28 protein-coding genes are annotated in these 23,179 nt (G+C 35.6%); 22 read left to right on the plus strand and 6 right to left on the minus strand.

Translation table 11 applies throughout. The features are described from left to right. Positions 1 to 307: 307 nt before the first annotated feature. The 4 genes from HLX49_RS13145 to HLX49_RS13160 all read right to left on the minus strand — a co-directional run bounded on the left by HLX49_RS13145 (position 308) and on the right by HLX49_RS13160 (position 2,835). Complete coding sequence (locus HLX49_RS13145) at positions 308 to 442, minus strand: hypothetical protein (protein ID WP_257790346.1); 135 nt, start codon at positions 440 to 442, stop codon at positions 308 to 310. Between the two features lie 27 nt (positions 443 to 469). Further along, positions 470 to 1,531, minus strand: a complete 1,062-nt coding sequence (locus HLX49_RS13150) for a methyltransferase domain-containing protein (protein ID WP_296362423.1) — start codon at positions 1,529 to 1,531, stop codon at positions 470 to 472. Between the two features lie 18 nt (positions 1,532 to 1,549). Continuing rightward, positions 1,550 to 2,434 (minus strand): permease, encoded by an 885-nt coding sequence (locus HLX49_RS13155; protein WP_077703374.1) that lies wholly within the window; start codon positions 2,432 to 2,434, stop codon positions 1,550 to 1,552. Between the two features lie 89 nt (positions 2,435 to 2,523). Further along, positions 2,524 to 2,835, minus strand: coding sequence for an ArsR/SmtB family transcription factor (locus tag HLX49_RS13160; protein ID WP_077703375.1), 312 nt, complete (start codon positions 2,833 to 2,835; stop codon positions 2,524 to 2,526). A 725-nt stretch (positions 2,836 to 3,560) separates the two neighbouring features. Between HLX49_RS13160 and HLX49_RS13165 the strand changes: the two genes are divergently transcribed. Then, a complete protein-coding gene (locus tag HLX49_RS13165) occupies positions 3,561 to 3,827 on the plus strand; it encodes a hypothetical protein (RefSeq protein WP_077703377.1) in 267 nt (88 codons plus the stop codon). A 741-nt stretch (positions 3,828 to 4,568) separates the two neighbouring features. Then, the gene (gene adhP / locus HLX49_RS13170; protein ID WP_296362426.1) at positions 4,569 to 5,591 is read left to right on the plus strand and encodes an alcohol dehydrogenase AdhP; all 1,023 of its coding nucleotides are present in this window, start codon (positions 4,569 to 4,571) and stop codon (positions 5,589 to 5,591) included. Positions 5,592 to 5,806: 215 nt separating this feature from the next. On the opposite strand, the gene HLX49_RS13175 is transcribed toward adhP, so the two are convergent. After that, positions 5,807 to 5,977, minus strand: a complete 171-nt coding sequence (locus HLX49_RS13175; protein ID WP_164085515.1) for a hypothetical protein — start codon at positions 5,975 to 5,977, stop codon at positions 5,807 to 5,809. A gap of 219 nt (positions 5,978 to 6,196) precedes the next feature. On the opposite strand from HLX49_RS13175, the gene HLX49_RS13180 reads away from it, so the two are divergent. From HLX49_RS13180 to HLX49_RS13250, 15 genes are all read left to right on the plus strand, one after another. After that, positions 6,197 to 6,595 carry a GntR family transcriptional regulator gene (locus tag HLX49_RS13180; protein WP_101933804.1) on the plus strand — a complete coding sequence of 133 codons (399 nt, stop codon included), beginning with the start codon at positions 6,197 to 6,199 and terminating at the stop codon, positions 6,593 to 6,595. Further along, positions 6,576 to 6,944, plus strand: a complete 369-nt coding sequence (locus HLX49_RS13185; RefSeq protein ID WP_296362430.1) for an ATP-binding cassette domain-containing protein — start codon at positions 6,576 to 6,578, stop codon at positions 6,942 to 6,944. Before HLX49_RS13180 ends, HLX49_RS13185 begins: the two co-directional genes overlap by 20 nt. After that, positions 6,938 to 7,420, plus strand: a complete 483-nt coding sequence (locus HLX49_RS13190) for an AAA family ATPase (RefSeq protein ID WP_367112755.1) — start codon at positions 6,938 to 6,940, stop codon at positions 7,418 to 7,420. Before HLX49_RS13185 ends, HLX49_RS13190 begins: the two co-directional genes overlap by 7 nt. 1 nt (position 7,421) lies before the next feature. Further along, complete coding sequence (locus HLX49_RS13195; protein WP_296362434.1) at positions 7,422 to 8,069, plus strand: ABC-2 transporter permease; 648 nt, start codon at positions 7,422 to 7,424, stop codon at positions 8,067 to 8,069. 299 nt (positions 8,070 to 8,368) lie between these two features. Further along, positions 8,369 to 8,782, plus strand: a complete 414-nt coding sequence (locus HLX49_RS13200; protein ID WP_296362436.1) for a DUF4064 domain-containing protein — start codon at positions 8,369 to 8,371, stop codon at positions 8,780 to 8,782. 148 nt (positions 8,783 to 8,930) lie between these two features. Then, positions 8,931 to 9,524, plus strand: a complete 594-nt coding sequence (locus HLX49_RS13205; RefSeq protein ID WP_254843964.1) for a sugar phosphate isomerase/epimerase — start codon at positions 8,931 to 8,933, stop codon at positions 9,522 to 9,524. Beyond that, a complete protein-coding gene (locus HLX49_RS13210) occupies positions 9,503 to 9,760 on the plus strand; it encodes a hypothetical protein (protein ID WP_296362438.1) in 258 nt (85 codons plus the stop codon). Before HLX49_RS13205 ends, HLX49_RS13210 begins: the two co-directional genes overlap by 22 nt. 153 nt (positions 9,761 to 9,913) lie before the next feature. After that, complete coding sequence (locus tag HLX49_RS13215; protein WP_077703385.1) at positions 9,914 to 10,321, plus strand: MarR family winged helix-turn-helix transcriptional regulator; 408 nt, start codon at positions 9,914 to 9,916, stop codon at positions 10,319 to 10,321. A gap of 76 nt (positions 10,322 to 10,397) precedes the next feature. Continuing rightward, positions 10,398 to 10,979, plus strand: coding sequence for a hypothetical protein (locus HLX49_RS13220; RefSeq protein ID WP_077703386.1), 582 nt, complete (start codon positions 10,398 to 10,400; stop codon positions 10,977 to 10,979). After that, complete coding sequence (locus HLX49_RS13225; protein WP_101933808.1) at positions 10,980 to 11,255, plus strand: hypothetical protein; 276 nt, start codon at positions 10,980 to 10,982, stop codon at positions 11,253 to 11,255. It begins immediately after the preceding gene. A gap of 368 nt (positions 11,256 to 11,623) precedes the next feature. Further along, positions 11,624 to 12,505, plus strand: a complete 882-nt coding sequence (gene dsrO / locus HLX49_RS13230; protein ID WP_176087308.1) for a sulfate reduction electron transfer complex DsrMKJOP subunit DsrO — start codon at positions 11,624 to 11,626, stop codon at positions 12,503 to 12,505. Between the two features lie 12 nt (positions 12,506 to 12,517). Beyond that, on the plus strand, positions 12,518 to 13,810 hold the full coding sequence (nrfD, locus tag HLX49_RS13235; protein ID WP_077703389.1) for an NrfD/PsrC family molybdoenzyme membrane anchor subunit: 1,293 nt from the start codon (positions 12,518 to 12,520) through the stop codon (positions 13,808 to 13,810). Next, complete coding sequence (locus tag HLX49_RS13240; protein WP_296362443.1) at positions 13,800 to 16,901, plus strand: molybdopterin-dependent oxidoreductase; 3,102 nt, start codon at positions 13,800 to 13,802, stop codon at positions 16,899 to 16,901. The genes nrfD and HLX49_RS13240 overlap by 11 nt, the downstream gene beginning before the upstream one ends. 24 nt (positions 16,902 to 16,925) lie before the next feature. Further along, a complete protein-coding gene (locus tag HLX49_RS13245; protein WP_077703391.1) occupies positions 16,926 to 17,516 on the plus strand; it encodes a molecular chaperone TorD family protein in 591 nt (196 codons plus the stop codon). 65 nt (positions 17,517 to 17,581) lie between these two features. Further along, complete coding sequence (locus HLX49_RS13250) at positions 17,582 to 17,761, plus strand: twin-arginine translocase TatA/TatE family subunit (protein ID WP_077703392.1); 180 nt, start codon at positions 17,582 to 17,584, stop codon at positions 17,759 to 17,761. 191 nt (positions 17,762 to 17,952) lie between these two features. On the opposite strand, the gene HLX49_RS13255 is transcribed toward HLX49_RS13250, so the two are convergent. Next, positions 17,953 to 18,657, minus strand: coding sequence for a Crp/Fnr family transcriptional regulator (locus tag HLX49_RS13255; protein WP_077703393.1), 705 nt, complete (start codon positions 18,655 to 18,657; stop codon positions 17,953 to 17,955). A gap of 521 nt (positions 18,658 to 19,178) precedes the next feature. Between HLX49_RS13255 and HLX49_RS13260 the strand changes: the two genes are divergently transcribed. The 5 genes from HLX49_RS13260 (at position 19,179) to HLX49_RS13280 (ending at position 23,009) form a co-directional block, all read left to right on the plus strand. Further along, a complete protein-coding gene (locus HLX49_RS13260; protein ID WP_101933812.1) occupies positions 19,179 to 20,198 on the plus strand; it encodes a ThiF family adenylyltransferase in 1,020 nt (339 codons plus the stop codon). Positions 20,199 to 20,226: 28 nt separating this feature from the next. Further along, positions 20,227 to 21,483 (plus strand): molybdopterin molybdotransferase MoeA, encoded by a 1,257-nt coding sequence (locus HLX49_RS13265; RefSeq protein WP_296362448.1) that lies wholly within the window; start codon positions 20,227 to 20,229, stop codon positions 21,481 to 21,483. Then, on the plus strand, positions 21,480 to 21,992 hold the full coding sequence (mobB, locus tag HLX49_RS13270; RefSeq protein WP_296362449.1) for a molybdopterin-guanine dinucleotide biosynthesis protein B: 513 nt from the start codon (positions 21,480 to 21,482) through the stop codon (positions 21,990 to 21,992). The genes HLX49_RS13265 and mobB overlap by 4 nt, the downstream gene beginning before the upstream one ends. Then, positions 21,986 to 22,426, plus strand: a complete 441-nt coding sequence (locus HLX49_RS13275) for a molybdenum cofactor biosynthesis protein MoaE (protein WP_101933815.1) — start codon at positions 21,986 to 21,988, stop codon at positions 22,424 to 22,426. The genes mobB and HLX49_RS13275 overlap by 7 nt, the downstream gene beginning before the upstream one ends. A 145-nt stretch (positions 22,427 to 22,571) precedes the next feature. Beyond that, positions 22,572 to 23,009: a Dps family protein gene (locus tag HLX49_RS13280; protein WP_077703398.1), complete on the plus strand. Its 438-nt coding sequence runs from the start codon at positions 22,572 to 22,574 to the stop codon at positions 23,007 to 23,009. Positions 23,010 to 23,179 lie beyond the last annotated feature (170 nt).

Consider the following 23,179-nt stretch of genomic DNA (forward strand, 5'->3'; position numbering starts at 1 on the left):
ATCACAATTCTGTTCTGTTAGAAACAGTTAGGAGCCTAGTAAAAAATAAATATTCAGTCAACAGAACCTCTAGCTTTACAGCATATTGAAATCATCCCTTACATCAAGTCGTGTATTTCCTCCCGTGTATATCAATTTACCATTCATTGTATTTTTTTGTGACGAGTCTGTTAATGATTTTGCAATGCCATACACCGAAAATATCTACTTCAGAACAATCCAAAAATGTTACGCCTAATACATTCAGACCTAAAGATATTTTCCCTATAGTTAAAAAGGGAGCATAACCCCCTCATGACATCCTTAATTAACAGCAGTTGTTGTTACTTTGTTCTTTCTTTGAATCAGATTCTTGCTTATTCTCCTCAATTTGAACAGAGCAACATTCTTGTTGCTTGGGTTTTAATCTAGAAATTGCTTTTTTAAAGATATTTTTTTCCATCTTAACACCTCCTTTAAATGCAATGCTTTAGCAATTACATGTTGGTGTACAACATTCATCATTGCTATCAACTTGACTTTTATTCTCATCTAAGAACTCAAAGAGTTGTGCATAAGGTTCTTGTTGTAAAATGTTAAATGTTTTTTCACATACAAAAGTCCTTTCACCCCTCTGATAAATATGATCATCGTCATCTTCAATGTGTTTAAAAGGACCTTTATATATAACGGATTGCCCTTTATTAATGCAAGGACCTTCTTTCCCCTTACGTGCTATAACAGTCATACTTCTAAAATCGATGTCATTAATAGTAGTCCATGTATCTTCCCGTTTGTCAATTTCAATGCCATAAAAATCAGCATTTTCAAATGCACTTATAAATTCATTTTCTTCCATTGCTCCTGAATAGCAGCCACTCCATAGATTTTCATCGTTTCTCATTTGTTCTGGAACAACGATGTTAGATACAATATCAGATATAATAGCTTTACCACCATCTTTTAAAACCCGATATATTTCATTAAACAATTGTTCTTTTTCCTTAGTTGAAACAAGATTTAACACACAATTCGAAATGACTACATCGATACTATTATCTTCAATCATTGGTAGTTTTTCTTCTAAGTAATGAATATGATCATTAATAGCATTAAAATCCTGTATATTGGTTGCTGGATTGGTTTCTATATATTTGTTCAATTCATCTAAATTTAATTTTAAATTTTGAATTTTACCTTTATGGAACGTAACGTTATCATAACCCAAAGTTTCAATTATTTCTTGCTGATACTTTTTAGCAAGAGCAAGCATATCGTCATTCATATCTACGCCAATAACTGTTCCGGTTTCGCCAACAATTTGTGAGACAATATAAGGAACTTTGCCACCGCCAGATCCTAAATCTAAAACAGTATCTCCTTCTTTTATTTTACCTAATGGATCACCACATCCAAAGTCCTTTTCTATGATTTCATCTGGAATAATCTTTAAATATTTAGTATCATATTCTACTGGACAACAAAGATTAGATTCATTACTCCTTGCTGCATTACTATAACGGTTATTTACTGAAGATTCCACATTATTCATTAAAATATCACCATACCTTTAATAGATTGAATTAATTATAAGACCAGTACTTATAGCTACAATTAAAATAGTTGCAATGAATGCTACTAAAAACTTCTTTTTAAATAATTTGGATAACATAATTACTTCTGGAATACTTGCGCCTGCACCGCCAATAACTAATGCAATAACAGTTCCCATTGTCATACCTTTTGAGACCAGCGCTTCCGCAATCGGTAACATCGTTTCAGGGCGAATATACATGGGAATCCCAATAACAGAAGCAATCATAACTGAAAATATACCATCACCACTGGCGTATTTTGTAATGAAATCTGCCGGGATAAATCCATAAATAAACGCTCCGATAAATACCCCTATAAATAAGTAGGGAAGCATTGGAAAAAGAAATGCCCATGCATCATTCAAAGCTCGCTTCATTTTAGACCCTTGGTGATTACTGAAAAAGCCGTCTCCTTTAACCGTTACACCTTTATATGTTTCTAACAAATGAAATTTTGAAAATACAAGCCCTGCTAAAATACTGAAAATACTTAGTATAATAAAATATACAAGTGCAATTTTCCAGCCCAAGAGTGCCCAAAGCATGAAAATCATAACTGGGTTCATTAATGGTGAAGCTATTAAAAAACTCATCGACGGACCAAATGGTACTTTTGAATTTAATAATCCAGCAACGATAGGTATAGTTGAACAGGAACAAAATGGTGTAACAGCGCCAAAGAATGTGCCGAGTATATAATTCACAGCTTTGTTTGGCCGGTTTAAGAATCGTTTGATTTTTTCCTCTGATACAACTTGTTGAATTAAACTCACAATGAAACTAACGACAATAAATAAGGCGAGTAATTCAACAGATAGCATGAGAAATGTTTTTATAAATTCGATAAGGGAATCTGCCATGAGTATAACTCCTTACCTGATTATTAATCAAATTATTTTGATCTATAAATCAATTTTATTTGATTTAATGAGAAAAAAACGGATACCTATTAAAAAATCTTACAACAAGTATTTTCGGATAAAACAACTTGTATTTGTTCTTCATTAATTCGATAGTAATTCCAAGTGCCATGTTTTTCAGGTATAAGTATGTTGGCATCAACTAATTTCTTTAGGTGATAAGATAACCTGGATTGTTGTAATTCTAATTTTTCTTCCAAATCACAGACACATAAATTCATGTTTGGACTTTTGCTAATTTCATTAATAATTTTAAGCCGAATTTTATCAGCTAAAGCACTAAACATCTTTTCATAAAAATCGAGTGCTGTATCTTCATTTAAATTTTTTGTAAGTTCCATTTTTCCCCCTCCTCATAATACATCAATTTTTTTTGATTTATTAACAGTATACTATCAGTCAAAAGAAAGCGCAACCTTCATTTTCAAAAAAATTAATTGTCATACAATGAACTGCTCATAGGGAACGGAGCAATACATGCTTTCTACTGATGTGATAATTGGGCTGTATATTAGTAATTATTAGCATTAAAAGTGGTGAAAATTTCGGTGTTAGTACATATTGTATGCCATACTTAATGCCTACAATAAAATGAGCTTACATTTAAAATTGATTATAACTGTGTAAATATAAAACAGGTGTCACGGCATTGAACAATTTCAATCTTAAGGTAGAAGAAGGAGAGATATGCTCTTTACTTGGTGAAAATGGCAGGAAAATCATCATTAATTAATATTTTAAGCACTTATAGTTTAACTACAGATGATCAAGCACTATTTTTGGTTAAAATGTTTGCTTAAACGCACCACTTGTGAGAGAGAATATCTCATGTGTATCACAAAAGTGGTGTATATCTGAAGCAACATACACCAAAAGGGCAGCATTTACCCTAATAGCTTTGCTATACATGAAAAAACAATATCCGATAATGTTCTTAATAACTAATTAACCATTATTTATGCACATTCCAATGACGATCTTAAAAGTATGTTGTTGCTATTAGTATGCAATGTTGTAATCCTTTAAAGAAGCTAAAAAACAAGTTCCGACATCTGGTGGAGTTATTGTGGAATCACATAAGTATGAAATAATCACGGGTAATTATGTTTCTGAAGGGAACCCAGAGATTCGATCTGTAGAAACCCCTTTGGTAATGGAGTTTGCTCAAGAGTTTAAAACGCTTACGGTTGATAAATATAGTACTGTAGAAATCATCATAGAAGAAAATCCCTGTTTAACCGTTTTTGAATGGACCAAAGATGGAGAAACAAACGAAGTTACTATAAAAGATAACAAAATTACTGTTCCAGCAGAAATGGGTGTCTATATTTAAGAAGTGCAAGCAACATGGGAGGATGGAGAAGCAACGTTCATATTTGATGTAAAAGTTAAATAGATTAGTTTTTATTCTTTCGTATTAGCATTTCATCCATGCGCATGTTTCACTTAAAAAATTGGCTAAAGGCAACCATCTTACAATTAGGGTCGTTCGCCTTAAACTATTCCCTATTTGTAAAAGAACGTTTTCTGTTGTCATAGTCCACTATGATCACACCGTCAGGCTTTTTAGTTTTAAAAATAGTAGTACTAATAGGAGCTGTAGATGCAGTTCCTTTTTTGCTTCGCCTATTCTTTCTTCTTTGCAGATTTCTTTTCCTCTACCCAATATTTTTCAAATAGAATGATGTCTGCATTTGGGTGAATAGTCGAAACCTTTACTCTAGAGAGTTTTCCATCATAAATATTGTTGCAACTTATTAAATTGCTATACAAACGAAAAAGTTTGAGTATGTGCATCCTTTTAATTGCCCTTCATAATATACAAAGTCAAATAGAAGTAGAAGAAGCGTGTTCTTTCTAAATATATAAAAAAATTTACATGGAATTAGCAGAACAAGGAACAATTGACGTACACAACAGCAAATTCGCATATTAGATGGGCGAATTAATGAATAAATAGTTGCTAAACTAAAATGTTTTTGGGTAAAACTTGAAATTAAGGAAACACCATCATATAATAGAATCCTAATCTTTGTGAAAAGGTTATCATATTAGTGTGATGGAGGGGTTAAATATGAAAGCAGCAGTTGTAAGTTCTGAAAAAACCAAGCTTGTTGATGTGAAAGATGTTACGTTGCGTTCGTTAGAAACTGGTGAAGCGCTTGTAGATATTGAATATTGTGGTGTGTGCCATACTGATTTACATGTTGCTAAAGGTGATTTCGGGGAAGTTCCTGGACGTGTTTTAGGGCATGAAGGTGTAGGTATCGTAAAAGAAATTGCAGATGATGTAACATCTTTAAACGTAGGGGATCGTGTCAGTGTAGCGTGGTTTTTTGAAGGATGTGGCTCTTGTGAATATTGCGTGACTGGTCGAGAAACATTCTGTCGGGATGTAAAAAATGCTGGTTACAGTGTTGATGGAGCCATGGCTGAACAATGTATTGTTGCAGCCGATTATGCAGTGAAGGTACCAGAAGGTCTAGATCCACAGCAAGCGACAAGTATAACATGTGCAGGTGTAACTACTTATAAAGCAATAAAAGTATCTAATGTAAGCCCTGGTGAATGGATCGTTATCTTTGGAGCTGGAGGGCTTGGAAACCTCGCTATCCAATACGCAAAACGGGTTTTTAATGCGAAAGTTATCGTTGTTGATATTAATGACGATAAATTACAGCTGGCAAAAGAGGTTGGCGCTGACGTAACATACAACGTAAAAAACGTTGCTAATGTTGATGAAGTGATTCAAAAGGAAATCGGTGGAGCTCATGCAGCAGTTGTGACAGCTGTATCGAAAGCGGCATTTAATCAAGCCGTTAATGCTGTACGTCCAACCTCCAAAGTCGTTAATGTTGGCTTGCCTCCTGAGAAAATGGATTTAGACATTATCAAGAGTGTGCTAGACGGCATTGAAATCATCGGCTCGTTGGTCGGAACTCGAAAAGATTTAGAAGAGGCATTTATGTTCGGTGCAGAAGGAAAAGTAGTACCAGTTGTTCAACCTCGTAAGTTAGAAGAAGTTAATGATATTTTTCAAGAAATGGAAGATGGAACGATTCAAGGTAGAATGGTTATTGATATGTACTTAAAATAAGCATAATGGATAAAAGTGGAGTTTCTGCTTATAACAGTTGCTCCATTTTTTTGTTGACTTATATCCTATGGATCAGAGATAAGTTTTATGTTCATTTCTTTGAAAAATCTGTCAAAGTATTATATTTGTAAGTCAAAGAAAGGAATAAAATGTATCTTTCCAAGTTATTTTTCTGTTTTTAATCGGTTTCTTGTTTATTTATTACTGGAAAGTGGTCACATTTTTAATTGTCCTACAACCCCATTAAATTCCTTATCATTACTTCCTTTTCCATGCGTTTTATTTTGGTCACATTTGTGGAGTAATAAAATATTATGAATCCTTCGTTGCTTTCCTTCATTTAAACCATACCTAATATAAGAATAAAAATTTTTCCTGCTCCCCACGCTAAACATCCTAGTAATAATTTTTGGTAGGTTGCTGTCTACACGAATAATACAATTTCCGACTTGCTTTAGATTGTATCTAGTAGAGGAACAATATTTGAAGTTATTATATAAGCAACCATTTGAGTGTGCCTCGTCATCGAGACTTGCTTTTAATAAAAAATGAATCTATACTGTACTTATTGAATAAGTACAGTTATTACACTTGGTGGTGAATGGATGGATATTTTTATAATAAAAAATAGTCAATTGCCAATCTATGAGCAAATTATTGAACAAATTAAAAAACAAATATCAGAGGGAGATTTAGAACCTGGGAGTCCCATCCCTTCCATGCGCGCTTTAGCGAAGCAATTACGTATTAGTGTAATTACCGTGCAGCGTGCTTATGATGAACTTGTAAAAGAAGGTTTTATAGAAACGATACCAGCTAAGGGTTCATTCATTTCTGAGAATTGCCATGTTTTTTTTGAAGAAGAAATGACCAAGAAACTAGAACAACATTTACATGCAGTTATTAAAATATCTAGAAAAATAGACGTTAGTATCAACCAAGTGCACGATTTATTAGACTATTTTAATCAAGGAGAAGATATACATGAAGGCGATAGAAGTTAAAAACCTAAAAAAAGAAATAGGAACACTTCGCATAGAAGGGTTAAATTTTACAGTGCCTCAGGGAAGAATTGTTGGTCTCGTTGGTGAAAATGGTGCTGGCAAAACAACCACGATTAAACTTATGATGGATGTTATGGAAAAAGATGAGGGAGAAGTTCTTTTCTTTGGGAAAACTTTAAATAAAGCCATTAAAGAAGAAATTGGGGTTGTATATGATGAAATCAATTTTTATGAAAAAATAAATGCAATAAAGATTGACAAAGTTTTAAAAGGCATTTTTCAATCTTGGGACTCAGATAATATTTTCAACTGCTTGATCGCTTTAAACTCCATAAAAGTCAATTGTTAGGGAATTATTCCAAAGGGATGAAGATGAAATTAAATATCATTATTGGTTTAGCGCATTCTCCTAAACTATTAATTTTAGATGAGCCAACTAGTGGCTTAGATCCGTCTGCACGTATGGAAATGTTGGATTTGTTTTTGGAGTTTATTCAAAATGAAGAACATTCCATTTTGATATCCTCTCATATCACTAATGATCTTGAGCGAATAGCGGATTATATAGTTATGATTCATGATGGGAAAATTATATTACAGTTAGACAAAGATGAATTGTTGTACAAGTATGGGATAATACGCTGTTCAGAAAAGCAGTTACAATATATTCCTAAGAATGTCATTTTTGCTTATCATAAAACTAACTCACTCTGTGAGGTTGTGATCAAAGATGCACCTGGAATGAAAGAGGCATACCCAGAGTTAACTATAGATGGATTGTCTATTGATGACATGATGGCGATTTATATTAAAGGAGAGAAATGAAATGAAGGGATTAGTGTTAAAAGATGTTTATAATGTATTAAATAACGGAAAAGGGTTATTAATGATGATGCTCATTCTTGCGCTTGCTATTGTTCCGACACAAGGTTTTATAGGTTTTATTGTTACGGGTACAATCGTGTGCAGTATGATGACCACGACGTCTTTTGCTATCGATCATAATAGTAAATGGGAGCAGTTTGCTATTGCACTTCCTATAGATCGTAAAGATATTGTAAAAGGAAAGTTTGTGACACTGCTTTTGTTCACACTGATTGGGCTTACCCTTTCTATTGTTTTAGGGAGTTTGGCAACAGTAATTTTTCAAATGACATTGTCTAGTAAAATGGTTATAAAAGAAATGGGGCAAATGATAATTTTAAGTGCCTCTGTAGCTTTAATATTTGGAACGAACTCTATCTTATTACTGTTGAAATTTGGAGCTGAAAAAGCGCGGATGTTTTTAATTCTAGGCTATGTTATTCCTGGAGCACTGATCATTTTTATGCTGAGCAAACTAAATGAATTAGGTGTTGTCTTTACAGAGAAGATGTTGAATCAAACGCTCATGATGCTTCCCTTCGTCGTTATTATTTGGCTTACCATTGGCTATAGCTTGTCTGTTGTAATCATGAATAAAAAGCAATACTAAAACGATTTGCAACAAAAAAGTTGTTACATTTATCTTGCGTTAAAGCTATAGAAATATGTTAAATTAATCTAGCAACATAAAGTAAAATTTTTTTGTTTTTTGAAACTAAATACATCGCTTATTCGTATAAGAATTAAATGGATATTCACTTTCATAAAGGGGGGGATGTTTCATTGCTTTGATATCAACCGGACATGTAGATAGCTTTTTAAACTACAAATGGTTGGTTATATGGATTCCTATACATATGTCTATATGACTGTATTTGTTTTTTACAAAAAATTATTGGAGGCTTAACTATGAAACGAACAGGAGAAATAGTTTTTACGGTTATCGGAATTTTACTTTTTGGAATTTTACTTTTTGGATCTGCAACGTATTTGTCAGCAGATAGCGGCGAAATACAACAGCTGTTTGAAGAAGTTTTACAAGAAGAAGGAACTAATGAGGTAAGTGCAGAAGATCTATCCCAGACAGTGGAGTCTGCTGCTACAACCATGTTAATTGTTTCTATCGTTAGTGTTATTTTTGGTTTGATTTCCATCTTCTTGCTTGTCGGAAATAAAAAACCAAAGATAGCAGGGGTTATCTTACTTATTACTGCAATAGGGGGAACCTTTCTGACGATGTTTTTTGGGAGTTTTGGCGGAGTTGTTTATTTAGTTGCTGGAATCATGGCACTAGTACGTAAAGAGAAGAAAATGATTGGATAATTCGTTTCATAAAGGCAATAACCTTCCTGTATTGGTTATTGCCTTTAATTGACTATAAGAAGTTTAAAATGATTAATACATTGCAAAACTGCCTTTTATTTTATGATTATAAATAATAGATAAGCTCTAAAAAAGGGGGGGGTTTTAGATGTATCACTGCGGAATTTCTGGTAGTACGATACTAACAAATTCTTCGAAGTTATATGAACTGTTTGCATATGACTTCGTTGATCATATAGAGATAGGAGAATTTTCTGACCAAACAGCTTTTGAAAAATTTAAGTCTTTAAAGGATAGACACGGGTTCAGCTTTGGCTTACATTCTCCGTTATATCGAACTAGAAGCAAATATGACCTTTTGCAGTATGTTAACATAGAGCCGGAAGTTGCTTGGTCACAGTTTGAAGAGGAAATAAATTGGATGTCTAAGTTAGGAGCGAAATATGTATTGGTTCATTTTCCTTATTTTAAATCTAAGGTTGAAGAACAAATGATGGTAAAAATGGAAAGTGGTTTAAGGCGGTTACAACATTTACAATTGAAGTATGATATCCCAATTGTTTGTGAACCAAAGCTAGGGTTTAATCGTTCTCCTGCAAATATCGAATTACTCCATCATTTTTCCGTTGAAAGATGGTTCAAATACGACATAAAGCTCTGTATCGATATTGGAGATTATTTACTGGGAGCAAAAGAAAAAGCGCTATCTTATATCTCTAAATGGAGGAACATATTAAAGTAGTACATCTACATCATGTTGCATGTAAAGACAAAAAGTATTTTTGGCTACCGATCCATCCGACACAGGAGGAAGGTCAAAAATATCTTAAAGTCCAGCATTTTATAAAAGAGCTCGCCGGTATGAATGGCATCTATTTCATATTAGAGCATACACCTCATTTCACCCCCTCTAAACAATTTGTGCAAGAAGGCATTGATTGGCTCTATAGCCTTTTGGAAAAACCAAATTATAGATAGAACTGGCGTCCCTGTTATAAGTAGGTACTTAATAGAATGGAAAAGAACTGTTTTTATTAAATAATCACTAGATTATAAGTTTTTTGTTATTGGATTTTTATGTTTACATATAATATAATTTAGCTATTAAATTAACTAATAGGCAGTGATCGAATGAGCAATATAGAAACAATCATGCATGAGATTGTAGACATTCAATATAAATCGAAGCAGTTTATGGATGTGTTAGCATCTAATGGAGAATTGCCACCGTCACAAATCGTGTTGCTGATTAAATTAAAAACGAGTGGGGGATTAAAAGCAGCGGAAATTGCATCATTTGCTGGCGTCACGCCCGGAGCAGTAACATCCATGTGCGACAAGTTGGAAAAGACGGGGTTAATTACGCGCGTACGGGATACGACGGATCGGCGTGTCGTTAGGATGCAGCTAACATCTGAAGGGGATAAATATGTGCAAAAAACCTTTGCAAAGTATCCCCCTCATCAACTGAAAGAACTGGCGACGATTCTACATGAAGTAAATCAATTAATGAATAAAATAGTATCCAAGAGCTCTTAAAGGGCTCTTTTTTTATTGTAATATTAGTTCACATGCTATATAGTTTATTTATTAAAATATATAGGAGTTGAATTAATTGGTGAATCAAAACATTCGTTTCATTGGTCAAAGTAAACAATTAGAACCAATTTTTGCACGTACTATTACTGCACAAGGTCATCACCGCTTTTGTGAAGCTATAAAAGCGCATGAAGCAACTATAGTAGGCAGCTGTATTATTGATGATGTTGTGCAAATGAAAAAATTAAAAAGTGGTGGTCATTTAACAATGAATCGAGCAAAGCTTGAGGAGTTAATTGTTACAGGAACGTTAAGCGCAAAACATATACAAACGAAAGATATATTTGTTCGTGGCAAAATTAGAGTGGATCATTTAGAAGCAGAGCATGGAGAGATCATTATGAAATATACGTGTCATATTGGGAAAATGAATGTAGAAAAACTGCTTATAAAAAAAGGCTTTTCATTTTCTAGTCGGCTTGTAAGTGAGTTGATAACTGGAAAAAATATTCAACTAACACACACACAAGCTAATACCGTTCGTGGCGAGCATGTTGTTTTGGGGGAAAACTGTGAAATTAATACATTGTATTATACTGAACAGTATACGATTGCTAAAAGCTCGAGTGCAATACGAATTGTAAAGGAAGTTCTTTAAATGATCTTCTTCTACCGCTTTTTCGCCGCGTTAGCTTTACTTGTTTTTAGTGTGTTATACATTGGTTTAATTGTAAGTGTCATTATTGGAATAAGTGGTAGTGTTCTGCGCACTATAGGTCTAACTCAAATTGAAATTATTTTTCCACCTGATATATCACTTCCAGCATATCTAAGTATACCGATCATGTTCGTGTTTACAACTATCTTGCTGATTATTTCCAAATATGTAAAACAAATAATCCGTTTTTTGCTCCTTCCTTTTCAATCATCTTAATGAATGACGTATAGAGACGAAACTGTCCTAAGATAGGGCGAACAGTTAACGATATGCAGATGAGCGTGAGCAAGGCCATACCATTTCAAAATTATGATGTTAACATGTCATTTGAAAATAAAGCATGGCTTACAGTTTTCGCTCTTCTTTTGTTTTCCAATTTTATTTAGTCCAAGCTTTTATGGCGTACCGCGTATGTTGCCACATTTCCACAACCATAATTTTTTCTACAGTTGATTTGGATACACCATAAATTTACTTTAATTTGACGAATTTATCACAATTGGAAAAAGTGTGATAAATGTTACACCACCATTACCTACTAGTGCTTTACAATCGAAGAAAGAAAAGTGAAAGGGGTGGGAGAGGTGTTTTTAAAACAACTGCTGGAAGATGACTTTAATCAAATTGTGGATGAACGGCTGTCAAATGCCAGCGAAGAATTAGCGAATTCTCCTTATAATACGAAACTTGGATTAGATATGGCAGACGATGCTAGAAAAGTTGTTGCAGGTCAGTTGGATATTCAATCGTTTCATAAAAAATATCATGCTTCTCTGATGAAAGAGTTTGGCGAACATGTTGCGCAAGAAGCACCTCATACAAAAGGGAATAAAGGTGTGAAATGGGGCATGGTTATTGACCTTCAGAAATGTGTTGGTTGTGATTCTTGTACGGTTGCATGTAAGGCAGAGAATAGAACCCCTCCTGGAATTTCGTATAATGTTGTTTTAGAAAGAGAAGTCGGAGAATTTCCGCATTTATCGAAAGTAAACTTACCAATGCCTTGTATGCATTGTGATAATCCTCCATGTGTTCAGGTTTGTCCAGTTCGAGCAACGTTTAAATTGGATAACGGAATTGTAACAATTGATAATGACCGTTGCATTGGCTGCAGGTATTGTATTGTTGCTTGTCCGTACGGTGCACGGTCATATGATTTTGGTGAAAGTTATGAAGATGAGATGTTAGGATTTAATGATGTAACTAGCCCAGAATACGGAATTGAACGTGGCAAACGGGAGCCAAAAAAGACGCCAATTGGCACTGTACGGAAATGTAATTTTTGTTTGCATCGTTTAGAAAGAGGCGAAGAGCCTGCATGTGTAGAAACATGTATTGGAGATGCGCGTTTTTTCGGAGACTTAAATGATCCAAATAGCACAGTATCAAAACTTGCTAATAGTCCAAGAGCTTTTCGTTTAAAGAGCGATTTGGGAGCAGGTCCAAATGTAATTTATCTAAAGTAAGGAGGGATTAAAATGTCAACGGTTGCAAATGAAGCGAAGCAATCCCATTATAAATCAAAGAAAACGCAATCAATATGGTTTAAATGGTGGGTCGGAATTTTATGTGTATTATTTGCTATAGGTGCTTATTTTATTGTTGAACGATTGTGGCTTGGTTTAACGACGACAAATCTTTCTTCTATAACTCCATGGGGAGCTTGGATCGCATTCTATATTTTCTTTGTTGGTTTAAGTGCAGGTTCGTTTTTGCTCTCAACTATGATTTTTGTTTTTGGTATGGAGCGTTATGAAAAAGTAGGCAAGATGGCTTTATTTACTGCTATTGTTTGTATGATTGTAGCATTAACTTTTGTATTAATGGATTTAGGAAGGCCAGAGCGTGCATTTAGTGCCTTGGTTCACTGGAATGTAACGAGTATCCTTGCCTGGGAGATGCGATTTTATGTCATTTATATTACTTTATTAACGGTAGAATTATATGTTGCTATGCGAGCAGATTTTGTTCGTTTAGCCACTTACAATAGTTTAAAAGGCAAGATAGCCCGGCTCTTAACGTTTAAAAATAGCACTATTAATGACTATACGAAAAAGCGCGATCACCGTTGGATGAAAATATTAGGCACAATCGGCATCCCATTAGCTATTTTAGGTGTACACGGAGGGACTGGAGCTATATTTGCAGTTGTTAGTGCTCGGTCTTCTTGGAACAGCGGTATTTTTCCAATTATCTTTGTTGTGTCTGCAATGGTTTCAGGAACAGCGCTACTACTTGCCATATATATCATTAGGAGTAAAGCATTGAAACAGCCAATTGATCAAGGCATGGTAATTGGGCTAGCAAAAGTAATGATCGCTTTCTTGTTTATTGATTTATTACTTCAATTCTATGATTATTTAGTAGCTCTATACAGTTTAGCAGATTCTCATTTATTATCATTACAAACGATGATGCGAAGTTCCTATAGCTGGTCGTTTTGGGGGATACAAGTGTTTCTTGGCTCTGTTGTTCCTATATTTCTCGTTTATTATAAAAAGACAGCTAAAAATATAAATGCGCTACTTATCGCTGCTATACTTGTCGTAATTGGAATCATTGGTGTTCGATTCAATATTGTTGTCCCATCGCAAATAGTTCCGATTATGGAGGGAATGCCAGCAGGTGACTACTATCCAACCTATAATGAATGGCTTGTAAGTGTTGGAATTGTAGCAATGGGATTGCTTATTTTTACGATTGCTGATCGATTACTTCCGCTTGACCAAGCAGATGATGTAAGTGAAATGGGGGATCAAAATGGAAGATAAGCGCATGGATCGACGGAAATTTTTAAAAGCAATGGGGGCATTTGGTGCAGTTGCTGTAATTGGTCCTTCTTTCATTGGACCAGTGAAACAAGTAGTGAATGGCGTTTGGTTTAATGAGGGGCATGGGTACGGTACAGATTACCAGGATTATGGTGCTGAAAATGTTATTTTTACAACATGTGAACAGTGTAATACATTTTGTACAATTAAAGCTTATATAACAGAAGGAAATCAAGCGGGACCTTACACTTCCATGATTCGAAAAATAGCTGGAAACCAATACAGTCCTCTAAATATGGTACCCTATGGAGCTATTGCTTATCAGACGTCTGTAGATGATGCGATTAAAGGGACAGGTGATGTTAAAAAAGGGGGTCGTGGAGCTCGGGGTGGTCGTATTTGTTTAAAAGGGCAAGCTGGTATGCAAACGGCTTACGATTCCTATCGAGTGAAACAACCATTACGACGAGTAGGGGCTCGTGGTAGTGGAAAGTGGCAAACGGTTTCTTGGGAAGAAGCATATGACGAAATTGTAAATGGCAGCAAAACTTTAAGTACGCCAGGATTAAAGGAATTAGCTGCACATGCTCCACAAGAAGAAGTGATGCAAGATTGGGAAAAAGTAAAACAAGAAGAAATGACCTTTAATGATTTTGATCAAAAATATAAAGACGTGTTAATTGATACGGAACATCCTGATTTTGGGCCAAAAGTAAACCAAATAGCTTTTATGATTGGTGATCGACGTGATTTTATGGAGCGTTTTATCTTGCGTAGTCTAGGAAGTAATAACTATTATCATCATGGTGGAATCTGTGGTATAAGTTCGGTAGTAGGAAATACACGTTCGTATGCAGGAGAAAAGGCAAAAAAACGTCAATATGCCGATGTGGATCATTCATTGTTTCTGTTAGTATGGGGAACGAATCCGATGGTTGCGAATAAAGGACCTACTTGGCTCGCTCCCAAGTTGACCAATGCCATTGAGAATGGAATGCAAATGGCTGTTGTTGATCCGCGATTTAGTAAAACAGCTGAAAAAGCGCAAATGTGGCTTCCGATTAAACCAGGTACAGACGCCGCATTAGCATTAGCACTCGGGCGAATTATTATTGAACAACAATGGTATGATGGGGACTATTTAACAAATCCAAATAAAGAAACTGCAGCGAGGGATGAAGAACCGACTTGGAGTGATGCCACACATTTGGTGAACATGTCTGATCCAAAGCGTCCTAAATTACGTGCCAGTGATATTAACATAGGAACAGAAGAACAGTTTGTTGTAATGGAGAATGGAGAGCCAGTTTCACATATTGAAGCTAAATCTGGCAAATTGGAAGTGGATACAACTATTAATGGTATAAAGGTTAAATCAGCTTTTCAACTGTATAAAGAAAGAGTAATGGAAAAAACATTAGAGGAATATGTATCCATTACTACAATTCCAAAAGAACAAATGGTTAAACTTGCACGTTCATTTACATCGTACGGCAAGCGTTCAGCAGTTATGGCTTACAGAGGGCCGGCGATGCATGAAAATGGGTATTACAATCAACGTTTAATTGCGATTTTAAACCATTTGATTGGCTCTTATGATTGGAAAGGTGGAAACATTACTACTGGAGCATTTTATAAGGAATTTGAAGGGAAATATGACTTATTAACTGTCCCAAATGGACGTGCGCCATGGGGAGTGAGAATTGCAAGAAATCAATTTAAATACGAAGATTCTACCTTATTTGAAAAAGATGGCTATCCGGCAAAACGTCCTTGGTTTCCTTTTAGCCCACAAACGGTTGGAGATGTATTACCAAGCGCATTAGATCAGTACCCATATCCATTGAAGGCGTTAGTCACGCATCGTATGTCACCCGTATTATCGGCGCCTAATGGGCAAATTCAAGAGCAGGCATTAAAAGATCCAGAGATTTTACCTTTATATGTAGCCTCCGATGTACAAATTGGTGACACATCCAAATATGCTGATTTTATTTTACCAGATACGGTTTATTTAGAGCGGTGGGGTAGAGAAGCTATTTACCCAAATATAACGACGAAATTGGCAAGCGTTTATCAACCAGTAACTCGTGTTTTCCCGGATGTCCGTTCATTTGAAAATAGTGTCATTGAACTAGCTAAACGGATGGAGTTGCCTGGTTACGGGGATGAAGCATTTCCCGATGGCAGTTCACTGCATAGTGAAGAGGATTATTATTTGAAGCGAGTCGCAAACATTGCCTATGATGGGAAACCTGTGCCTGATGCAGTGAAAAGGGAAATGACCATTTTTGAAAATGCGAGAAAAAAAGCTTTAGGGAAGTTTTTTGACTTGAAAAAGTGGCAACGAGCAGTGAAACCAGAAGAGTGGGCTAAGGTAGTATACGTTTTGAATCGTGGTGGTCGATTTGAAGAGGCTGGTAATGAGTATAAGAGTAATCATTTGAAGTATAGTTTTGGTGGGCAAGTAGATTTTTATGATGAGGGAGTTGCAGCTGGTAAAAATTCGTTTGATGGTAAGTATTTTGAAGGAATGCCGATGTACAGAAATATTCAAGCGTATAATCAAAAAGATGTAGATGTGAGGCAACCATTACAATTTATTAATTGGAAAGCAAGAAATATGGGTACGTATCGAAATATTAGCAGTGCTTGGTTGCGAGAAGTTCGAGCAGATAATTACATTTGGATAAATCCAGTTGATGCAAAAAAACAGGACATTAAATCAGGAGACGCCGTAGTGATTAAAAAAGGGAATGTATCACTAGAGGGGACGGTTTATGTTACAGGAGGTATTGCTCCAGGCGTTATTGGTGCAGCATATAATATGGGGCAAACTGGATATGGTGCCACACCGCAAACGATTGATCAGAAAAAAGAAGCAAACTTACCAACGTATAATCATACGCCATTTAGGTTTAATACAGTCATGCATGAAGAATCGGGTTTTCCTGGAGGTCGTGCAGAAGGCTTTGTCGTAAATCAATTAACGGAAGTTGACCCCAATTTTGCTCATGGTGTTCTGTTTGATGAAGTAGGTGGTTCTCCGGCTCAGTTAGATATGTATGTAGACATTGTGAAAAAAAACTAAAATTATTATGCGGGGGTGGCGGTATTGCTCACAGCACAAGAAGAAACTTACGGGAAACTTATTCTAGCGCAAATATTTACCCATATTTGGTATGGTGATTGGGATAATTATGAACAGACAATGAATCAGTTGCCGGAGCGTCTTCTAAATGAATTTCCATTCCATGCTTGTTATGACCGAAAAGAAACGAAAATATGGCATGATAATTATTTTTCTATTCCTGGTATATATTTTGTTCCTCCATATATGTCCAGTTACCGTGAAAAATCAGAAACAGTGGAATTGGATACGAAACAAGATTTACTTTGTTTAATTGGAGCATATGAGAAGCTGGGGTTTTATTATCCATTAGAGCGTGAAGCTTTCCCTGATCATATTGGTAGTTTAACCGCCTTTATTACAGCTACATTAAAGGAAGAAGCAGTTGCACTTGAAAAAGGGGATAATGAACTTGTTATCGAATTAGCGGACGCACGTAAGGAAATGTATGATAAATATTTAGCGCCTTGTTTGGGTGTCATATTTAAGCAACATCAACATAAATTCTCGGATTCATTTTTCAAAATGTTTATTCCCTTTTATATGGAAGAGATCAAGGGTATAGCGCATAAATAAGTTCTGTTGCACAGCTTTAATGAAAATGTTTATTTAAAGTAAGAAATTTAAAAGGAGTGATTTGTATGTTTTCAAGTATTGGTATACCAGGGTTGATTTTAATATTAGTTATTGCGTTAATTATATTTGGACCTTCAAAGCTACCTGAATTAGGAAAAGCTGCTGGAAGCACCTTAAAGGAATTTAAAAATGCAACCAACGATTTAATGGAGGACGACGATACGGAGAAAAAGGAAAAAGAATAAGGTTAGAACAACGTAGCTTTACTACTAAGTTCCTATGGCAAAAATGTCTCAAAAGTAATATATGCCTTGACGACTTAGTGAGATATATCCCGGAAACATGTTCCCTGTTTCCGGGATGAATTTAGGTGCGTTCCTTATAGCTGCAATAGAATAATTGTAGAAGTGTGAAGTAATAAAAAAGGTATTCCATATTAATGAATTGTGCAAATATCAATGGGGCATTCCTCACAATGGATGGTTTCTTTTAAATATGCTAACTGATGAATGAGTATCTTATTATTTTCAATAGAAATAATGTTATTTTTGCGCAAATCACTTAATAATCGATTAATACTTTCTCGTGAAGTGCCACAAAAGTTGGCTAAGTCTTGATTCGTAAGCGACGTATTAATTAGGATGCCGGTTTCTTTCGTCTGCCCATAACTGTTAGCGAGACGAATTAACGTAGCATAAAGAGCCCCTTTTTTTCCATACATCACTAAATCGCGTAATTTCATCTGGTCACGAATTGCATTTTTGGATACATCTTGAAATAGGTATAGCATAAATTTGCTCTCATTTGAAAAAAGTTCAGGTAATTTTTCTATAGATATAGTGATAATTTTACTTCTTTCTACGGCTGTCGCATGTAGTAAGTGTTTTGTAGGGGCGGTTAAAAAATGAGGCTCTCCAATTAAATCCCCTTGTTTACATATTCTAATTGTAAATTCTCGTCCATCTGCTGTTGGTTTATGAAGCATAATTTTTCCAAGTAGAACAATGTAAAAGGAATGGACGATATCATCAGAAGTGAAAAGGGTTTCATTTTTTTCTAGGTCCTTTTCTACGTTTGCATACTTTTGTAACACGGTTAGCTTTTCTTGAGATGACGGAGAGTAATAATTTAATTTACTCATAACATACCTCCCGCTGTGTAAAGAATAAAACACCTTGCTAACTATTTCATTTTTCACGTAGAATATGAGTATAACAAAATGACTTTATCATCGTTGTTGTTTTAAGTATCATACATGTTAAAACACTGTTAATCGTACTTAATTTTGCACTATGTTATGCAAAAATATCACACGGAAAAGTAGATAGCAATTTATTTGCTTACTTTTACACTATAGGAAAATATAAGAATTTTTTGGTTTATAGTATTAAGAAAGTAAAGTGAGGAGCTAGTGAATAAGGAAATAACCGAATAGCTACGTCCGGCTTCATCGCCCTATGATAAGTCATCATCGGTTCGTGCCTCACCGTGATTCCTTTATCTCAGTTGATTCGTTCCACTCGCTACGTTGCTAAACGGGCGCTTGCGCCTTTGTTCTTTGCTTCGTTGTAAAAAGGTCAAGAAAGAGCATATGATAAAAAACAAATGTGTTGTATGAATGGATGGTTTGTCTTGCTAGCTGATCTAGTAAGGAGGGGTACAATGAAAGAGAGATACGCACGTCAGATTTTGTTTTTACCAATTGGAGAACACGGACAAGCCATGTTAGCATCTGCGCATGTTGTTATGATTGGGTGTGGGGCATTAGGTACACATATAGCAGAGACGTTAATACGTGCTGGTGTGGGAACGCTAACAATAGCTGATCGTGATTACGTAGAAATGTCAAACTTGCAACGACAGCAATTGTTTACAGAACGGGATGCTCGAGAGGGCGTTCCGAAGGTAGTTGCTGCTAAAAGGAGCTTACAAAAAGTTAGAGAAGATGCAACCATTTTAACTGTTCTTGATCACGTAGATGGGCCTTTGTTAGAACAACTCATTTCAGACGCAGATATTATTATGGATGCAACAGATAATTTTGAAACACGTCTTTTAATGAATGATGCCGCTTGGAAGCGTGGAATACCTTGGATATATGGTGCTTGTGTGGGAAGTACTGGGGTAATGTTTCCATTTGTACCGCAAACGACAGCTTGTTTTCGGTGTTTACTTCCTATACTACCAACTGTAACACAAACATGTGATACTACAGGAATAATTGCTCCAGTCGTAAGTATGGTAGCCGCGAATCAAAGTGCAGAAGCTTTAAAATGGTTGACTGGAAATAAAGAGAAACTACGAAGCCAATTATTTCATTTTGATCTGTGGGATAATACCTTTGTGGAGGCGGGAATATCTCGATTGAAAAAAGATGATTGTTTAACATGCTCTTCACAAGCTACCTATCCAGCATTGGAAAAACAGGAACAAACGAATTTTGCAGTTTTATGTGGTAGAGATACGGTACAAGTTATTCCTAATGAAAAACGAAAGCTTACTATATCTGATGGTGAGCAAGTAGTGAAAAGGCTAGGTATCGAGTATCGCATCACTGACTTTTTTATTGAATTCTACATTGCATCCTATCGTTGTATTTTATTTGAAAATGGTAGGTTATTTATTCATGGTTTAAAAGAAATATCTAAAGGTCGGAAGTTGTATCATCAGTTATTTGGTTGAAAATGCGTAGGAAAGAGGGGGAGGACTAGTGATAGAGAGAAGAAGCCCAATATCCGTTTCACAAGCAATACAGTACGTGATGGAGCAAATTAAACCGTTACCAATAGAAAAAGTAAACTTAAGTAAAGCGAATGGTCGAATTCTAAGGGAACCCATTGTTGCGAGTCATGCTGTGCCACCTTTTAACCGTTCTGCATACGACGGTTATGCTATCCGATCAAAAGATACGAAAGGTGCATCAGCTCATCATCCCATTTCTTTTCAAGTTATAGGGGAAATTGGAGCAGGGACAGTGCCAAATGTACCCATTGGTAAGCGGGAAGCATATCGAATTATGACGGGCGCCATCTTACCAGAACAAGCAGATGCTATTGTTATGTTAGAAAAGACGACAAAGATGATAGACGGATTTACATTACAAGAGCCACTTCAAACTGGCGATCACGTCTCGTTTAAAGGAGAAGATGTTGAAAGAGGGGAAGTGCTTATAAAGTCTGGTACGAAAATTCACCCAGGTACAATTGCCTTGCTTGCGACCTTTGGCTATGCAGAAGTGGATGTGTCTAAAAAGCCAGTTGTAGGTTTGCTTGCAACAGGAACAGAATTGTTGGATGTAACGGAGCAACTACAGCTTGGAAAAATACGAAACTCTAATGGGCCAATGATTCAAGCGCAACTAGATAGATTAGGAATTGTAGGTCATTATTATGGTATCATGTCAGATAATTCACAAAAATGTACCCAAGTAATGGCACAAGCTTTACAAGAAACAGATATACTTATTACAACTGGTGGGGTATCTGTTGGTGATTATGATTATTTACCGGCGATTTACGATCGATTAGGCGCAGAAGTGTTGTTTGATAAAGTGATGATGCGTCCGGGAAGTGTTACAACCGTTGCGACTAAAGGCGATAAGCTTTTGTTTGGTTTATCGGGAAACCCTTCTGCTTGTTTTACAGGGTTTGAATTGTTTACTAGACCAGCTATTTTAACAATGATGGGTAGTAGCGAGCCGTATTTGCCCTCTATAGAAGCTCAATTAGGAGAAGACTTTATCAAGAAAAATCCATTTACTCGATTTATTCGTGGAGTGTGGGAGATGACAGAACAAGGTGTAGTAGCTAAGCCAGCGGGTTTTAATAAATCGAATGCAGTATCTTCCATAGCACGCGGAAATTGTTTGATTGTTTTGCCTAGTGGTTCTAGTGGATATCAAAAAGGGATGCAGGTAGATATTTTGCTTTTAGGCATGGAACAAGGGGAGGCTGTGTGGCGTTTATGAAAATTTTGCATGTAGTAGGTTTTAAAAATAGCGGAAAAACTACCCTAGTTTCTCGCTGGGTCCAATTATTAAAAACGAAAGGATTTTCTGTTTCGGTTATAAAACAACATGGCCATCATGGAGAGCACGGAAGTTTGAAAATGCCAGATGAAAATACAGACTCCATGCAATTTTTTCAAAGTGGTGCTGATTTGTCCATTGTGTCTGGCGGTGGAACGGTACAAATAATGTTAAATGAAACTCCAAGTTTTGAGCGCTTAAAAAAACTAGCTTCCATGGATCAACCTGATATATTACTTATAGAAGGATTTAAAGAAGAAGCTGGATCAAAAGTTGTGTTAGTGAGAAATGAAGTAGAATGGGATGAATTAAAGCGATTGAATAATATCGTATTAGTGGTAGGTGTAGAAAATAAATCTATTTCTTTTCCCAAAATTAGATCACGAGAGAACCTGTCTGCATTAGATAAGTGGTTATGGGAATGGTGTGGAGGGGAAGCATCATGCTAAAGCCGTTTGCTATTGTATCAGAACCTATTGAAGTTAAACCTTATATGGATTATGTGCTTCACCCCCATGCTGGAGCAGTTACAGTATTTACAGGGAATGTTAGAGAATGGACACATGGTGTTCGAACCCTTTATTTATCATATCAAGCTTATGTTCCTATGGCAGAAAAAAAATTAGCAGAAGTTGGAGCAGAAATGGAAGAGAAATGGCCCGGTATCAGAGTAACAATTGTTCACCGAATTGGAGAGTTACACATTTCAGATATTGCTGTTTTAATTGCTGTTTCTTCACCGCATAGAAAAGCTGCGTATGAAGCAAATGAATATGCTATTGAACGCATTAAACAAGTTGTTCCTATTTGGAAAAAAGAGATTTGGGAAAACGGGCAGCAATGGGTAGGTGCGCAGAAAAAATATCCAGAAAAAGGATACTAATAGAATAAGACTTCGTTGGGAAAACTGTAAAAAAAGAATATACTTTGATTAAATTATAATTGTTATTAAATGATAATATTATTTGATAAAAATAATGAAAAAGTGTATAATATAAATTGAACAAACACAGAAGGAGAGATATTAGATGAATCAACAATTAATAGACGCATTAAACAAACAATTAGCCAACTGGAATGTTCTTTACACAAAATTACACCATTATCATTGGTATGTGAACGGGGTTAATTTCTTTACATTACATGAAAAGTTCGAAGAGTATTATGATGAAGCAGCAAGTTACATTGATGAAATCGCAGAACGAGTGCTAACCATTAAAGGGAAACCACTATCTTCATTAAAAGGCTATCTCGAGGCTGCTACGATCCACGAAGCGGTTGGAAATGAATCTGATCATGAAATGGTTGCCCAGTTAGTGCTTGATTTTCAACAAATTGTAAATGAGTCGAATGAAATTATTGAAGTTGCAGAAGAAACAGAAGATCAACCAACAAGCGACTTGTTTATTGGTATAAAAGCATCTTTGGAAAAACATATTTGGATGTTAGAAGCTTTTAATGCTTAGAAAAAAATAAATCTATAGTGCATAAAGACTATACTTATACCATAGGAGCTGTCGCAAAATGCATATTATGCATTTGCTGACAGCTCCTTTTTATATATGAGATTGCTCGTTTTAAGATGCATTATTTTATTTATGGTGATAAAAGGAAATTTAATCGGTTTTTGACGCAC

The sequence above is a fragment of the Virgibacillus sp. genome, from assembly GCF_013393565.1.
Classification (GTDB): domain Bacteria; phylum Bacillota; class Bacilli; order Bacillales; family Amphibacillaceae; genus Virgibacillus; species Virgibacillus dokdonensis.

Coding starts and splice junctions, on each gene's coding strand:
- HLX49_RS13155 (WP_077703374.1), bottom strand. CDS start 2,434: ATGGCAGATTCCCTTATCGAATTTATAAAAACATTTCTCATGCTATCT.
- HLX49_RS13210 (WP_296362438.1), top strand. CDS start 9,503: ATGGAGGAACATATTAAAGTAGTACATCTACATCATGTTGCATGTAAA.
- HLX49_RS13225 (WP_101933808.1), top strand. CDS start 10,980: ATGATCTTCTTCTACCGCTTTTTCGCCGCGTTAGCTTTACTTGTTTTT.
- HLX49_RS13160 (WP_077703375.1), bottom strand. CDS start 2,835: ATGGAACTTACAAAAAATTTAAATGAAGATACAGCACTCGATTTTTAT.
- HLX49_RS13150 (WP_296362423.1), bottom strand. CDS start 1,531: ATGAATAATGTGGAATCTTCAGTAAATAACCGTTATAGTAATGCAGCA.
- nrfD (WP_077703389.1), top strand. CDS start 12,518: ATGTCAACGGTTGCAAATGAAGCGAAGCAATCCCATTATAAATCAAAG.
- HLX49_RS13250 (WP_077703392.1), top strand. CDS start 17,582: ATGTTTTCAAGTATTGGTATACCAGGGTTGATTTTAATATTAGTTATT.
- HLX49_RS13180 (WP_101933804.1), top strand. CDS start 6,197: ATGGATATTTTTATAATAAAAAATAGTCAATTGCCAATCTATGAGCAA.
- HLX49_RS13185 (WP_296362430.1), top strand. CDS start 6,576: ATGAAGGCGATAGAAGTTAAAAACCTAAAAAAAGAAATAGGAACACTT.
- HLX49_RS13280 (WP_077703398.1), top strand. CDS start 22,572: ATGAATCAACAATTAATAGACGCATTAAACAAACAATTAGCCAACTGG.
- HLX49_RS13145 (WP_257790346.1), bottom strand. CDS start 442: ATGGAAAAAAATATCTTTAAAAAAGCAATTTCTAGATTAAAACCCAAG.
- mobB (WP_296362449.1), top strand. CDS start 21,480: ATGAAAATTTTGCATGTAGTAGGTTTTAAAAATAGCGGAAAAACTACC.
- HLX49_RS13215 (WP_077703385.1), top strand. CDS start 9,914: ATGAGCAATATAGAAACAATCATGCATGAGATTGTAGACATTCAATAT.
- HLX49_RS13275 (WP_101933815.1), top strand. CDS start 21,986: ATGCTAAAGCCGTTTGCTATTGTATCAGAACCTATTGAAGTTAAACCT.
- HLX49_RS13240 (WP_296362443.1), top strand. CDS start 13,800: ATGGAAGATAAGCGCATGGATCGACGGAAATTTTTAAAAGCAATGGGG.
- HLX49_RS13255 (WP_077703393.1), bottom strand. CDS start 18,657: ATGAGTAAATTAAATTATTACTCTCCGTCATCTCAAGAAAAGCTAACC.
- HLX49_RS13260 (WP_101933812.1), top strand. CDS start 19,179: ATGAAAGAGAGATACGCACGTCAGATTTTGTTTTTACCAATTGGAGAA.
- adhP (WP_296362426.1), top strand. CDS start 4,569: ATGAAAGCAGCAGTTGTAAGTTCTGAAAAAACCAAGCTTGTTGATGTG.
- HLX49_RS13205 (WP_254843964.1), top strand. CDS start 8,931: ATGTATCACTGCGGAATTTCTGGTAGTACGATACTAACAAATTCTTCG.
- HLX49_RS13200 (WP_296362436.1), top strand. CDS start 8,369: ATGAAACGAACAGGAGAAATAGTTTTTACGGTTATCGGAATTTTACTT.
- HLX49_RS13195 (WP_296362434.1), top strand. CDS start 7,422: ATGAAGGGATTAGTGTTAAAAGATGTTTATAATGTATTAAATAACGGA.